This is a genomic window from Amycolatopsis sp. WAC 01416, assembly GCF_003947485.1.
Classification (GTDB): domain Bacteria; phylum Actinomycetota; class Actinomycetes; order Mycobacteriales; family Pseudonocardiaceae; genus Amycolatopsis.
This window is the reverse complement of record NZ_QHHX01000005.1, coordinates 378,265-392,230: the sequence shown is the minus strand read 5'-3', so window position 1 is coordinate 392,230 and position 13,966 is coordinate 378,265. Positions and strand designations below refer to the sequence as shown.

Annotated in this window: 14 protein-coding genes; 7 read left to right on the top strand and 7 right to left on the bottom strand. The window is 67.9% G+C overall.

The window, feature by feature from the left end:
- Nucleotides 1–187: 187 nt before the first annotated feature.
- Entirely contained in the window at nucleotides 188–703 is a 516-nt protein-coding gene (locus DL990_RS19085; RefSeq protein WP_125788407.1) for a GNAT family N-acetyltransferase, read from the top strand.
- A 75-nt stretch (nucleotides 704–778) separates the two neighbouring features.
- On the opposite strand, the gene DL990_RS19080 is transcribed toward DL990_RS19085, so the two are convergent.
- From DL990_RS19080 to DL990_RS19065, 4 genes are read right to left on the bottom strand one after another with little or no spacing between them, the layout of a single operon-like run.
- A complete protein-coding gene (locus DL990_RS19080) occupies nucleotides 779–1,678 on the bottom strand; it encodes an ABC transporter substrate-binding protein (RefSeq protein WP_125799447.1) in 900 nt (299 codons plus the stop codon).
- On the bottom strand, nucleotides 1,675–2,364 hold the full coding sequence (locus tag DL990_RS19075; RefSeq protein WP_125788405.1) for an ABC transporter permease: 690 nt from the start codon (nucleotides 2,362–2,364) through the stop codon (nucleotides 1,675–1,677). Before DL990_RS19075 ends, DL990_RS19080 begins: the two co-directional genes overlap by 4 nt.
- Entirely contained in the window at nucleotides 2,361–3,044 is a 684-nt protein-coding gene (locus DL990_RS19070) for an ABC transporter permease (RefSeq protein WP_125799446.1), read from the bottom strand. Before DL990_RS19070 ends, DL990_RS19075 begins: the two co-directional genes overlap by 4 nt.
- Nucleotides 3,044–4,132 carry an ABC transporter ATP-binding protein gene (locus DL990_RS19065; protein WP_125788403.1) on the bottom strand — a complete coding sequence of 363 codons (1,089 nt, stop codon included), beginning with the start codon at nucleotides 4,130–4,132 and terminating at the stop codon, nucleotides 3,044–3,046. Before DL990_RS19065 ends, DL990_RS19070 begins: the two co-directional genes overlap by 1 nt.
- Before the next feature lie 346 nt (nucleotides 4,133–4,478).
- Here DL990_RS19065 and DL990_RS19060 point away from each other — a divergent pair, with 346 nt between their 5' ends.
- The 3 genes from DL990_RS19060 (at nucleotide 4,479) to DL990_RS19050 (ending at nucleotide 7,723) form a co-directional block, all read left to right on the top strand.
- Nucleotides 4,479–5,468 (top strand): IS481 family transposase, encoded by a 990-nt coding sequence (locus DL990_RS19060; protein WP_125799445.1) that lies wholly within the window; start codon nucleotides 4,479–4,481, stop codon nucleotides 5,466–5,468.
- Between the two features lie 9 nt (nucleotides 5,469–5,477).
- Nucleotides 5,478–6,881, top strand: coding sequence for a bis-aminopropyl spermidine synthase family protein (locus DL990_RS19055; RefSeq protein ID WP_125799444.1), 1,404 nt, complete (start codon nucleotides 5,478–5,480; stop codon nucleotides 6,879–6,881).
- 77 nt (nucleotides 6,882–6,958) lie between these two features.
- Complete coding sequence (locus tag DL990_RS19050) at nucleotides 6,959–7,723, top strand: DUF4190 domain-containing protein (RefSeq protein WP_125799443.1); 765 nt, start codon at nucleotides 6,959–6,961, stop codon at nucleotides 7,721–7,723.
- Between the two features lie 96 nt (nucleotides 7,724–7,819).
- On the opposite strand, the gene DL990_RS19045 is transcribed toward DL990_RS19050, so the two are convergent.
- Complete coding sequence (locus tag DL990_RS19045) at nucleotides 7,820–8,995, bottom strand: NADP-dependent malic enzyme (RefSeq protein ID WP_125799442.1); 1,176 nt, start codon at nucleotides 8,993–8,995, stop codon at nucleotides 7,820–7,822.
- A 377-nt stretch (nucleotides 8,996–9,372) separates the two neighbouring features.
- Between DL990_RS19045 and DL990_RS19040 the strand changes: the two genes are divergently transcribed.
- On the top strand, nucleotides 9,373–9,990 hold the full coding sequence (locus DL990_RS19040) for a dTDP-4-dehydrorhamnose 3,5-epimerase family protein (RefSeq protein ID WP_125788399.1): 618 nt from the start codon (nucleotides 9,373–9,375) through the stop codon (nucleotides 9,988–9,990).
- 308 nt (nucleotides 9,991–10,298) lie between these two features.
- Here the strand turns inward: DL990_RS19040 and DL990_RS19035 are convergent, their stop codons facing one another.
- Nucleotides 10,299–11,906 carry a GMC oxidoreductase gene (locus tag DL990_RS19035; protein WP_125799441.1) on the bottom strand — a complete coding sequence of 536 codons (1,608 nt, stop codon included), beginning with the start codon at nucleotides 11,904–11,906 and terminating at the stop codon, nucleotides 10,299–10,301.
- A gap of 168 nt (nucleotides 11,907–12,074) precedes the next feature.
- Here DL990_RS19035 and DL990_RS19030 point away from each other — a divergent pair, with 168 nt between their 5' ends.
- Complete coding sequence (locus tag DL990_RS19030; RefSeq protein WP_125799440.1) at nucleotides 12,075–12,752, top strand: hypothetical protein; 678 nt, start codon at nucleotides 12,075–12,077, stop codon at nucleotides 12,750–12,752.
- 85 nt (nucleotides 12,753–12,837) lie between these two features.
- Here the strand turns inward: DL990_RS19030 and DL990_RS19025 are convergent, their stop codons facing one another.
- A complete protein-coding gene (locus DL990_RS19025) occupies nucleotides 12,838–13,308 on the bottom strand; it encodes a hotdog fold domain-containing protein (RefSeq protein WP_125788396.1) in 471 nt (156 codons plus the stop codon).
- 62 nt (nucleotides 13,309–13,370) lie between these two features.
- Between DL990_RS19025 and DL990_RS19020 the strand changes: the two genes are divergently transcribed.
- On the top strand, nucleotides 13,371–13,964 hold the full coding sequence (locus DL990_RS19020) for an acid phosphatase (protein ID WP_125799439.1): 594 nt from the start codon (nucleotides 13,371–13,373) through the stop codon (nucleotides 13,962–13,964).
- Nucleotides 13,965–13,966: the final 2 nt, after the last annotated feature.

Genomic DNA, 13,966 nt, shown 5'->3' with positions numbered 1-13,966 from the left:
TTAGTCGCGTTTTGCGCCCGTACGGCCCACGAAGAATTGGGGATCCGCACATCCAGTGGTCGCTTTCCGGCCCCCCGGCCGTTTCAGTGGCGTGGAAGTACACACGGATGGCCGCCTACTAAAGTCGCGACCTGACCGGGCGGAAATCGATTTCCATCCTACCTTCGGATGGAGCACACTCGGGCGCATGCTGCTCCGACAGGAAATCCCGGCCGACAGCGAGGCCATCCACGCGGTACATCTGGCCGCGTTCGCGAAACTCAGTGTCCCGGTGGTCGAGGCGAAACTCGTCGATGAACTGCGGGAGGACGGCGACCTGATCGGCGCACTGTCCATCGTGGCCGAACGCGACGGGAAGGTCGCCGGGCATGTCTGCTGCAGCCCGGCCAAGCTCGGCTCCGACGAGAAGTCGACGGTGGGCCTCGGTCCGCTCGGTGTCCTGCCCGAGTACCACGCCTCCGGCATCGGCTCCGCGCTCGTGCACGCGGTTCTCGGCGCGGCGGACGCCCTCGGCTACGGCGCCGTCGTCCTGCTTGGCGACCCGAACTACTACTCCCGCTTCGGCTTCGTACTCGCCGCACAGCACGGGATCACGCCCCCTGTCGCCGAATGGGCGCCGCACTTCCAGGTCCGCCCCCTTCGCGCGTACACGCCCGACCTCCAGGGCGAGTTCCGCTACTCCCCCGCCTTCGACCGCCTCTAGCCCTATCGCGATTCGGCACCTGGTTGCGGTCGTTCGTTAGCCGAACTATCGCAACCAGGTGCCGAATCGCGGGGGTCAGGCGGGCGCGAGGAGGTTGTTCCGGCGCAGGAACTCCTCGGCGACGTCGAGCGGGTTGCGCTTCTCCTCGCTGAACTGGACGTTCAACTCGGTCAATTGATCGGTCGTGAGCGCCGCCGAAACCCGGTTCAGCGCGTCGACCTCCTTCGGCGACAACGTCCCCTTCGCCGCGAGGGGCACGATGTTCTGCGCGGGGAACATGTTCTTGTCGTCCACCAGCGGTACGAACCCGTTCGCGGCGATCGACGAAGACGTGCTGAACAGGTCGGCGACCTGGATGTCGCCGGACTTCAACGCGGCGACCGTGACCGGGCCGCCGGTGTCGGTCGTGCGGATCTCCGCGAACTCACAGCCGTAGAGCGTCTTGATCTTGTCCTTCCAGCGGCTGCTCCACTGACCGGGACCGCCGAGCACGAGTTCCTTGCACCGCTTGCCGAGGTCGGAGAAGGTCCGCACCCCGGAATCGGCGAGTTCCTTACGCACCACCAGCAGGTCCTTGTCCTCCGCGGGCGCCTGTTCGAGGACTTCGAACCCGGACGGCAGTTTCTGCTTCAACTGCGCGTAGACGTCCTGCGGGGTGGTGGCCCGCGTGTCCTTGTCGAAGTAGCGCAACAGGTTCCCGCTGTAATCCGGTACGACCGAAAGCGATTTGTCCTGCAGTGCCTTGACGACGACCTCGCGGCTGCCGACCGGCGGGCGCACGGTGACGTTCTCCGCGCCCGCGTTGCGCAGCGCGCCCGCGTAGATCTGGGCCAGCAGAAGGCTTTCCCCGACGTCGGACGCGCCGATGATGATGTCACCGGTCGCACCTCCCTCGGCTCCGCCGGCGAGCGGGTTGCCACAGCTCGCCGTGAGCAAAGCGATCCCGGCGAACAGCGCCGCCACCCTCCGCCTCATGCCTTCGCCTTCTTCCCGCTCGCGGCCTGCGCCAGCCGAACTCCCTTGGGCACCAGCAGCCGCTGGACGCCCGCCAGCACCAGATCCAGCACGACGGCCAGCAACGTCGTCAGGAGCGCGCCCGCGACCACCTGCGGATAGTCCAAAATGGCCAGTCCGTCGAGCAGGAACCGGCCGAGCCCGCCGAGCCCGACGTAAGCGGCCACGGCGGCCGTCGCCACCAGTTGCAGCACCGAGTTCCGCACCCCACCGAGCACCAGCGGCAGCGAGATGGGCACCTCGACCTTCCACAACCGTTGCCAGCCGGTCATTCCGATGCCCTGCGCCGCGTCGACCAAGCCGTGGTCGGTCGCCTGCAAGCCCGCGTACGTCCCGGCGAGGATCGGTGGGATGGCGAGCACCACGAGCCCGATGATCGTCGAGAGCTCGCTTTCGGTGAAGAGCAGGAACAGGAAGGTCACCAGCCCCAGCGTCGGCAGCGCGCGGATCGCGTTGCCGCCGCTCACCAGCAGCACCGCGCCGCGACCGGTGTGCCCGACGTAGAGCCCGAGCGGGATCGCGATGATCAGCGCAAAAACCAGCGCCAGCGCCGTGTAGCCGAGATGCTGCAGCAGCCGGGCCGGGACGCCGTCCGTGCCCTGCCAGTGGGCCGGATCCCCGAACCAGTTCAGGACGTCGCCGATCATTTCGCCCCCGCCGTGGTCGCCACCCGGTCCCAGGGTGTGAGGAGATTGCGGAGCTGCACCAGCAGCAGGTCGACGACCAGCGCGAGCAGCAGCGTCGCGACGATCCCGACGACGATCGGCGAGAAGTACTCTCGCTGGAATCCGTCGGTGAACAGCACGCCGAGCCCGCCGGTGCCGATCAGCGCGCCGACGCTGACCAGGCTGATGTTGCTGACCGAGGCCACCCGGACGCCCGCCGCGAGCACCGGCACCGCAAGCGGCAGCTCCACGGCGAGGAAGCGGCGCGCGGGTTTGTAGCCGATGGCCGTGGCCGCGGCGACGACGTGCGGCGGGACCGCGTCGAGCGCGTCCAGCACCGGGCGTACGAGCAGCGCGGCGGTGTAGACGGTGAGCGCCACGATCACGTTGACGCTGTCGAGGATCTTCGAACCGATGATGCCCGGGATCACCACGAACAAGGCGAGCGACGGGATCGTGTACAGCAGGTTCGACACCACCAGCAGCACGGAACGCGCCGCGGCGAACCGGTGGCCGAGCCAGCCCGCCAGCACCGCGATCAGCAGGCCCAGCACCAGCGGGACCAGCGAGAGATAGATGTGGTCGAGCAGGTCGCCGAAGAACTGCGAGCGGTTGTTGGCGCTGCCCAGGTAACGACCGAGCTCCGCGAAGAAGTCGCCCATCAGGAGCTCAGCGACGGCGTTTCGATCACTTGGAGGACTTGCTGGGCTCTGACCACGCCGACGACCTTTTGGTCGGCGTCGACCACGACACCGAGGCTCGCGGGCGAGGAAAGCGCCGCGTCGAGCGCGCCGCGGATCGGTGAACCCTGGACGTAGAGCGACCCGCCCGCGACCAGGTCGGTCTCGGCGAGCTCCCCGTCCACAGTGGACCCGGGGCGCAGCCAGCCGCGCGGCTGTCCGTCGGCGTTGACCGCCACCCGCCACTCGTCGGCCGGTCCCGGGGCGGGCTTGCCGACCTCGACCCGCTTGACCTCTTCGACGACGATCCCTTCCGCCGACAGGAACGAAAGCCCGCGATAGCCGCGGTCCTTGCCCACGAACGAAGCGACGAAGTCGTCGACGGGATGACGCAACACCTCGGACGGCGTGCCGTACTGCGCGAGCACCCCGCCGACGCGGAGCACCGCGATCTTGTCGCCGAGCCGCACGGCCTCGTCGATGTCGTGGGTGACGAACACGATCGTCTTCCCCAGCTGTGACTGAAGGCGCAGCAATTCGTCCTGCAGTTCCTCGCGGACGATCGGGTCGACGGCGGAGAACGGCTCGTCCATCAGCAGCACCGGCGAATCCGCCGCGAGCGCTCTGGCGACCCCGACGCGCTGCTGCTGGCCGCCCGAAAGCTGGGCGGGGTAGCGCTTGCCGAGTTCCGCGGGCAGGCCGACGGTTTCGAGCAGTTCGGCGGCACGTTTGCGCGCCTTGCCCTTGTCCCAGCCGGACAGCAGCGGCACGGTCGCGACGTTGTCGAGGACTGTCCTGTGTGGAAAGAGGCCGGCGTGCTGGATGACGTAACCGATGCCGCGTCGCAGCAGCGCCGGGTCGCCTTCGCTGACGTCCTTGCCGTCGAGCAGCACCGTGCCCGAAGTCGGCTCGACCATGCGGTTGATCATCCGCAGCGACGTGGTCTTGCCGCAGCCGGACGGCCCGACGAAGACGGTGATGGTGCCGTCCTCCACGGTGAGGTTCAGGTCGTCGACCGCGACCGTCCCGTCCGGATACCGCTTCGTCACGCCACGGAACTCGATAGTCACGCGTCTCTCCCCATGTCTGGTCGAAAAACCGTAGCCCACATCCTGCCTGTTGGCACGGTGTCTCGAGGGGCGGGTCACCAGGCCGTGTCCGGTGAGACACGCTCGATGGCTTCGTGATCCAGGTGGTTCCTGGCGGTGCGGCCGGATCGGCCTCGTACCGGGTTCGTACTCGGCCGCATCCGCCCGTGCCGTCAGACCGCGAGCGTGTCTCACCGGACACGGCCTAGGTGTACTGACCCGAGACGTTGCGAACGAGCCGACACGTAGTCGGATGATCTTGGCATGAGGGAGGGCCTCCGGGTTCGGTGTGGATTGCGACATCTGCACCGGCTACCTGGAGGCCCTCGTGACTCACGCTAACGCACCGTTGACCCCTGCTGGAAGGCTGCGCCTGGCCCGGTGTGTCGTGGACGAGGACTGGCCGTTGCGGCGGGCGGCGGAACGGTTCCAGGTCGCGGTGTCCACGGCGAAACGCTGGGCCGACCGCTACCGTGAGGACGGCGAAGCGGGAATGGTCGATCGTTCGTCTCGTCCCCGTCACAGTCCGTCGCGGCTTCCGGCCCGGACCGAGCGGCGGATCATCAAGGTCCGGGTCCTGCGCCGCTGGGGGCCTGCCCGGATCGCCTACCTGCTCGGACTGAACCCGTCCACGGTGCACCGGGTCCTGCGCCGTTACGGCCTGGCCCGGCTCTCTCACCTGGACCGGGCCACCGCCCGGCCGGTCCGCCGCTACGAACACGCCGCGCCCGGTGACCTGATCCATGTGGACATCAAGAAGCTGGGCAATATCCCCGACGGCGGCGGGCACCGTGTCCTGGACCGCGCCACCGGCCTGCGGCACAAGAAAGCCACCACCACCGCCCGCTACCGGCACGGTAAACCCCAGATCGGGTCCAGCTACCTGCACAACGCCGTCGACGACCACTCCCGCCTCGCCTACAGCGAAATCCTGGACGACGAGAAGAAAGAGACCGCGGTCGCGTTCTGGCACCGAGCCCACACCTTCTTCACCCGCAACGGCATCACCGTCGCGCGAGTACTCACCGACAACGGATCCTGCTACAAATCCCGACTCTGGCGCGACACGCTGCGCGACGCGGACATCGTCCACAAACGCACCCGCCCTTACCGGCCCCAAACCAACGGCAAAGTCGAACGATTCAACCGCACCCTCCTCGAGGAATGGGCCTACGCACGCCCCTACCACTCCGAGACCGAGCGTCGCGACGCCTACCCAGACTGGCTGCACACCTACAATCACCACCGCGGCCACACCGCACTCGCCGGCAAACCACCCACCAGCCGCGTCCCCAACCTCCCAGGTCACTACACCTAGGCTGCTGGCGTGAGTTCCTCCGTCGATGACGTCTTCGCGGCGCACGGTGTCCACGTGCGACCGCTCCATCAGGTGATTTCCCTGCTCCGGACGGATTGGCGTGATCTCGGCGAACTGGTCCGGCTCAGCACCGCGCCACGCCGGAGTGTCGAAGACGTCCTGAACGCGCTCGGCGACGACCTCGAGCGGAACGAGTCCCGCGTCCGGCTCGCCCCCGCCACCCGGGAGAAGTACGCGCGCTTCGAGGCACGGGACCGGAAATCCGATCCCGACCTGCTGAAGACCATCACCAGCTACGTCGAGAACGTACCGGCGCCGCTGGCCGCGCTCGACCACGTGCAGGCGACGCCCGAAACCGTGCTGAACCGGGCGCTGTGGCTGGACGAACGCTACGACCTCGCGACGGCGAAGCTGCTGTTCCTGGGTGACCATGACCTCACTTCGCTGGCCGTACGCGCGTTGCGACCCGACGCGGACCTCACCGTCGTCGACCTCGACGATCGTGTCCTGGCCTACATCGACGAACTCAGCGAGCGGTCGATCTGCACCCTGCACACGGATCTGCGCGTCGGCCTGCCACCCTCGGTGACCGGGCGGATGGATCTCGTGTTCAGTGATCCGCCTTACACCCCCGAAGGAATGGGCTTGTTCGCGGCGCGCGGGGTCCAGGCGCTCAGCGAACCCTCGGAGGGGCGACTGCTGCTCGCCTACGGTTACAGCCCGCGCCATCCCGCGCTGGGCGCGCAGGTGCAGCGCGCGCTCGCGACGCTCGGCCTGACCTTCGAAGCGATCCTGCCGGACTTCAACCGGTACTTCGGCGCGCAGGCGATCGGAAGCGCGGCGGACCTCTACGTCTGTCAGCCGACCGCGAAGTCGAAGAAGAACCGTGGCGGCAAGGGAAAGGCCGCGATCTACACCCACGGCCCGCAGTCGGTGGAATCCGCGGGCGCGGCCAAGCCGTCGCTGCTGGACAAGCTGCACGAAACCGCCACGGAGGGCGGGCTGGCGCTGGAGTCGCGACCGGTCGACTGGTCCGTTTCCGGGCCGGAGGGTGACGCGGTCGCGATGGATCTTTCGGCCGACCCCGGCCCGTGGCTGCTGCGGACCCTGCTGGGCACCAACGCACGACGGCTGGCGCTGCTGCTCCCGAACTCGCATCCCGACCTGACGAACGCCGAAGGTCAGGGCGCGCTCAACCGGCTGGTCGGGGCGAAATACAAGCTGCGCCTGCTGCGGAGCACCCCGGACAACCGGCACGCCATCGTCGTCGCGGACGCCGTCGAGCACCCGGACGAACTCCTGACCCGTGCGCACGCGCGGCTCGCGAACGTGTCGCTGGACGTGCCGTCGGACCTCACGGACGCGCGGCTGATCGACCTGCCGCGGCACCGGCTGGCGGAACTGCTCGGCTGAGCGGCGCTTCCGGCCGTTGTGTCGGCTGTGGCAGTTGTGTCATCGGAACTTCATGGGCTCTTCCTAGGTTCGGTCCCATGAACGAACCGCGCGGACCTCAAGGCCCGGGAATGCCGATCGCGCAGCCGTACGGATACGCCTACCCGCCCGGTCTTCCGCCGCACCACCCCAAGACCAGCGGCCTGGCGATCGCCACCCTCGTACTGGGCGTGGCCGGTTGCCTGGCACTGCCGTTGCTGCCCGCGATCATCATCGGCATCATCGCGCTCACCCAGACGGGACCAGGGAAGCGGCCGGGCCGGGGCCTGGCGATCGGCGGCCTCGCGGCGGCCGGCTTCTGGGCCGTCGGCTGGATCGCCCTGCTCGGGAACACCATGGGGAACCCGGACCGCTACACCGCGAGCCCGCCGGGCGCCCCGAGCCCGTCGAGCGCGAGTTGCGCGACCCCGCCGTCCGGCCACGCCAACATTTGCACCTTGAAGCCGGGAGATTGCTTGCGACAGCCCGTGGCCTCTGCCACGAGCGTCGAACTCACCGCGTGCGGGAGCCCGCACACCACCGAGGTGATCGGAGCCTTCACCGCGACGAACGGCCCCTGGCCCAGTGGCGCAGACCTGAAAGCGGAAGCCTTGGACCACTGTCAGCGGATCCTGGCCAAGAACGTGGACAAGCCGCGACTCGACGCGGAAGGTGTCTACACCGATCTGGGCTACTTGAAGCCGGAGCGCGAGCCCTGGAAGCACGGTGTGCGCACCGTCTTCTGCACGCTCGTCTCGCCCGGCTCACAGCTGACCGATTCCGCGCTCGTCCCCGGCGCCGATCTGTCCATCCCTACCGGCTGACGTGCGCAACCCCCACACGCTATGAAAGGCCCCTTCATTGCGAATTTTGCAATGAAGGGGCCTTTCATAGCGCTTGAGCGAGCGTGAAAGGGACCGTCACACCACGCCGTCGGCCTCGACGGCCTTCGCGACGGCCGCGGCCACCTCGGGCGCGACCCGCGGGTCCAGCGGGCTCGGGACGATCCGGTCCGGGCCGAGGTCGTCCTGCGCGACGGCGAAGATCGCTTCGGCCGCGGCCAGCTTCATGTTCTCCGTGATCGCCCGCGCACCCGAGTCCAGCGCGCCGCGGAAGACACCGGGGAAGGCCAGCACGTTGTTGATCTGGTTCGGGTAGTCGCTGCGCCCGGTCGCCACGATCTTGGCGTACCGCGACGCCACGGCCGGGTGAACCTCCGGGTCCGGGTTCGACAGCGCGAACACGATCGCGTCGTCGGCCATCCCGGCCAGCAGAGTCTCGTCGATGGTCGCCCCGGACAGGCCCAGGAAGACGTCGGCGCCCTTCAGCGCCTCACCGAGGCCGCCGCGCAGACCGGCCGTGTTGGTGGTCTCGGCGAGCTTCTGCTTGATCGGGTTCAGGCCCTCGCGGCCTTCGTGGATGATGCCGCGCGAGTCGAGCACGGTGACGTCCGCGACACCGGCGTTCTGCAGGATCCTGGCGCAGGCCACTCCCGCCGCGCCCGCTCCCGAGACGACCACGCGCTGGCCGGAGATGTCCTTGCCGAGGACCTGGTTCGCCCCGCGCAGCGCGGCCAGCGTGACGATCGCCGTGCCGTGCTGGTCGTCGTGCATGACCGGGCAGTCGAGGGCCTCCTTGAGGCGGTCCTCCAGTTCGAAGCAGCGCGGCGCCGAGATGTCCTCCAGGTTCACCGCGCCGTACGACGGACGCAGCCGGACCAGGGTCTCGATGATCTCGTCGACGTCGGTGGTGTCGAGCACCAGCGGGATCGAATCGAGCCCGCCGAAGGTCTTGAACAGGACCGACTTGCCCTCCATGACCGGCAGCGAAGCGCTCGCGCCGATGTCACCGAGGCCGAGCACCGCCGTACCGTCGCTGACCACAACGACCAGCCTGTCCGCCCACGTGTACCGCTTCGCCTTGGTCGCGTCCTCTGCGATCGCACGGCTCACCTTCGCCACCCCAGGCGTGTACGCGACCGCGAGGTCACGGGGCGAGGAGATCGGGCGCGTCGCGGCCACGGAGAGCTTGCCGCCCTCGTGGCCCTCGAAGATCTCGGTGTCCGTCACTGGCGTGGTCATCGTGGTTCCCGTCATTGCTTCCGCCGTGTCTAAGGACGGCGAAGTCTCGATTCGAGCGAAGGTCATGGGATTCTCCTGGGACTGCGAGCGGGGGAACTGGCCGGTGAGCAGGCCAAAACTGGGCATGGCCCGGCCACCTGGGGTAACTCGTCCTCCGACACGGCAGCCCAGCGCGGTAGCGCCGGCCTGTCGGCGAAGCGTCCAATCGGCCATCGGTGCCGTGGGTGTGGCGACGGCCGCGGACGCAGCGGTCAGATCATTGTGACAGGCATGCGGACCAGTGTGCCCCTCTGGTGCGGTTGATGTCACAAACGGGCCCGGCTTTCCGCAGCTCACCGGAGGTTTCGCAAGACGTCCATCCGGTTTGGGAACGCCTCGTTAGCATGGAGGCCATGCAAGCCAGGCGCCTCGGCATCCCCGACTGTTTCGAGTTCACCCCGCACGTTTTCCCCGATCACCGCGGCCTGTTCGTGGCGCCGTTCCAGGAAGAGGTGTTCGTCGAAACGGTCGGGCACCGGCTTCGGCTGGGGCAGACCAACACCAGCGTCTCGCGGCGCGGTTCCATCCGCGGCGTGCACTTCGCCGACACGCCGCCCGGGCAGGCGAAATACGTGTACTGCCCGAGCGGTTCGCTGCTCGACATCATCGTCGATCTCCGGGTCGGCTCGCCCACGTTCGGCGAATGGGCGTCCGCAGTGCTCGACAGCGCCGAATACAAAGCGGTCTACATCGCCGAAGGCCTCGGCCACGCCTTTATGGCGCTCGAAGACGAAACGGTCATGGCCTACCTCTGTTCCGAGCCGTACAACCCGGCGGGCGAGCACGGTGTCAACCCGATGGACAGCGATCTCGCGCTGCCATGGCCACCGGACATCGAACCTGTGGTGTCCGAAAAGGACACCGCCGCGCCCCATCTGAAAGAGGCCTTGGAGCAGGGGTGGCTGCCGCGATACGACGATTGCGTGGCGCACTACGAGACGTTGCGGGCCGCGAACCGAGTCGAGAGGTAAGGCGAAGGTGGCAGGTTGCGAAAGCCACTTTCGCAACCTTCAACGTTGCGAAAGTGGCTTTCGCAACGTCGGGTGCAGGGGTGCGGTAGCGAAGGGGCCTTCGCTACTCCGGTGCCTTCGCGGAACCCATGGTCGCGATGTGTCGCGAAAGCCACTTTCGCGACGCCTGAGGTCCCGAAAGTGGCTTTCGCGACACCTGGGTGCCCCACGGTCGCGAGCGAATCCCCGCGACCCGATACCCCTCGAGAGAACCCGAATCGCCACTCACGACCCCCGGCACCGACCACCCCACTTCGCCCTTCGGGTCGCTAGCGCGCCAAGTCCTCCCGCAGCACCCGTTCCACGTTCCGCTCGGCCAGCGCGGTGATCGTGACGAACGGATTCACCCCGGTACTGCCCGGGATCAGCGATCCGTCGGTCACGTAGAGGTTCCGATAGCCCTTCACCCGGCCGTACGGGTCGGTGGCCTCACCCAGCACCAATCCACCCAGCGGGTGATAGGTGAACCGGTTCTCGAACGACCGCGTATCCCCGAACAGGTCACTCCGGTAGATCGTGCGATTCGCGCGGTTAACCCTGTCGAACAACGACTTCGCCGCGTCGATCGACGGCTGTCCCTGCGCCGCGTTCCATCGCAGCCGCGCGGAGTCGGTGGCGGCGTCGTAGGTGAAGTGGCCGCGTTCGGGATTCTTCGTGATCGCCAGGTACAGGCTCAGCCAGGTCTCGATTCCGGCGGGCACCGGCGCGACCTCGGCGAAGACCGGGTTCACCGGGTCGTCCCACGCGTCGATGCCGAGCGCGGGCATCCCCGATTGAAGCGATCCGCCGAGATCCCACGCGTGGTTGGCGCGGCCCAGCATCACGTTGCCGTTGGTGCCCCAGCCGCGGCCGACCTCGTCGTTCAGTCCGGGCAGCGTCCCGGTTTCCCGCGCCCGCACGAGCAGTTCCGTCGAACCGAGGCTGCCGGCGCCGAGGAACAGGTACTTCGCGCCGAGTTGTTTCCTTGCCACGACCACGCCGTCTTCCGTGGTCTCGTGCGCGGTGAGGACGTAGGTGCCGTCGGTCTGGCGGGTGATCCCGCGGACCTGGTGCAGCGTCTTGATGGTCACGTTCCCGGTGCCCAGCGCGGCCGCGAGGTAGGTCTTGTCGAGGGAACGTTTGCCGTGGTTGTTGCCGTAGATGACCTCCGACGCGAGCGCCGACCGCGGCACCGTGCCGTCTTCTTCCCGCTTCATGTACTCGAAGTCGTAGACGCTGGGCACGAACACCGTTTTGAGTCCCGCTCGCGCGGCCGCCTTCCGGGAAACCCTTGCGTAGCGGTAAGAACGGCAGGTCTCGAACCACCGCTGATCGATGTGGTTCACCCCGAGGGCCCGGTTGGCCCGGGGAAAGTACGTCCCGTACATCTCGTCGGCGTCGACGGCGGGCAGGATCTCCTCGAAGTACGACCGCTTCGGTGTCACGGCCATCGCGCCGTTGACCAGCGACCCGCCGCCGACCCCTCGTCCGACGTAGACGGACATGTCGCCGTGGTTCACCCTGTCGAGGACTCCGGGATAACGCTTGATGTCGCGGTTGGCCACATCCATCCACAGGAAGGAGGCGAGCGGGGCCTGCGTGCGGTCCTTGAACCACATGGCCCGCCGGTCCGGCCGGAGCATGTCGCAGAAGACCTTGCCGTCCGGTCCGGGGTCGGCCCACAACTTGCCCATTTCGAGCATGACCGTGGGAATCCCGGCTTCGCCGAGGCGAAGCGCCGTGACCGCGGCGCCGTAACCGGTGCCGACGACCACGGCCGTCGAGAAACCAGGAGACGATTCCCGGGCCTGTGCGGTGGAAATCGTGGTGAGTCCGAGAGCCGCGGCGGAGTTGAGCGCGGTGTACCCGAGGAACTTGCGGCGCGACAGTGGGGACATGGGCCGATGATCGCCCGCCGTTCGACACACCTTCAAGGTCGAATCCGAAGCAGATTCGCGTCAGCTGGGTAAACACCGTTTATTTTCACTCGAACGTGACGATCCCAGGGATCCCCTGGGGGCCTTCCCCGATGTGACCCAGGCCTCCGCGGGCCACTCTTTCGAGTCATGAGACGTCTTCTCGCCGCGACCGCGGCCGCACTGTCCGCAGCCGCCCTCCTCGCCCTTCCCGGCCACGCCGCCGCGACACCGTCGCCCGTGCCCGACTTCGACTTCTCCGCATGCCCGGCACCGCCCGCCAACGCCGACCCCGGGACCTGGCGTTGTGAAGCCTTTGTCTCCCAAGGAGTCCTGACCATCGGCGGCCGGGAGATCCCGCTCGGGGAGATGCGCCTGACGTTCTCCGAAGGCGAGATCGACGGGAAATTCGCGCAGGTCTTCGGCGAACTGCGGCACGCGCCCGCCCGGATCCGCGGCACTTTCGGCGCGAGCATGCAGCTGAAGTACGGCGGCTACTCGGACTTCCAGTCGAACGACGAACGCCGCGGCGAACTGGACCTCTACGCCGCCCTGCGGCATCCCTTGCTGTCCAAGGAATGCACGGTCGGCACCCTCGAAGCGCCGCTCCACTCGGTGGTCAAGGACGATCCCGCGGTGCCCTTCGAGGTGATCTCGCAGAACCCGAAGACGGTGAAGTTCGGCGTCGTCGACACCCAGCTCGCCCTGCCGGCCACGACCGGCTGCGGCAGGACGGCGCCGATCGCGGACCAGCTGCTCGGCCTGCCGTCGCCGAGCGGGAAGAACACCTTCAAGCAGACGACCTACGTCCAGTTCAAGCCCCTCTGACCATCGCGATCAGTCACCTGGTTGCGATGGTTCGCACACGCGAGGATCGCAACCAGGTGCCGAATTGCGGGAGCGAGAGCGCGCTTTACTTCTTCTTGGTCACCCAGATGGTGATGGTCGCGGTCACGACGGGTTTCCCATTCGTGTCCGTGATCGTCACCGGCACGGGGAGCTCGAAGCCCTCGTCGCCGAATTCGGGCAACTCCGGCAGTTCGGCGACCGCGCGCAGACCCGTCTCGGCCTTCGCCACGTATTCGACCGTCATTCCCTTGGGCAGCCAGCGATGCGTCGCCGGGACGGTCGCCTCGGCGAGCATGCCCATGGCGATCTCGGCGAGGTTGCATGCCGCGATCGCGTGAAAGGTCTTGATGTGGTTGTAAACACCCCACCACTTCGGGGACGTCACCTCGCACCGGCCGGGACGCAGGTCGCGCACCGTCGGGAGCACCGTCCGGAAGTACGGCACACGCAGGCACATCGCCGCCGAGAACAGCTGTTTGCCGACCGGCTTGCCCGCCAGCCGGTTCCACATCGCGTAGGTCGGATTCTGCGCCATCACGGTCTCCTCATCATGTTACTCACCAGTAGCATAACCGGACCGCAGGCTATATTCGCAACGTGGCACATCGGCTCTTCCTCCTCCGGCATGGTCAGACCGAGTGGTCCGTCAACGGACGGCACACCGGACGCACCGACATCCCGCTCACGGCCGCCGGCGAGGGGCAGGCCCGCGCGGCGGGCGGCACCCTGCGCGCGGTACTCGGCGGCTCTCCCGCCCTCGTCCTTTCCAGCCCCCGCACCCGCGCGCTGCGGACGGCGGAGCTGGCCGGGCTGCGCGTCGACGAGGTCACCGAAGAGCTGGCCGAATGGGACTACGGCGACTACGAGGGCGTCTCCACGCCGGTGATCCGCGAGACCGTTCCCGGATGGACGGTCTGGTCGCATCCGATTCCGGGCGGTGAAAGCGCGGAGGACGTCAACGTCCGCGCGGACAAGCTGATCGAACGCGTCCGCGAACCGCTCGGCAGGGGTGACGTGATCCTCGTCGGCCACGGACACTTCAGCCGCGTCCTGGTCGCACGCTGGGTCGGCCTGCCGTCGACCGCGGGCGTCCACTTCGGACTCGACCCGGCCGGCGTCGCGGTGCTCGGCGACGAACGCGGCGAGCCGCAGATCGAACACCTCAACCTGCTCCCCACCACAGAGGACTGACG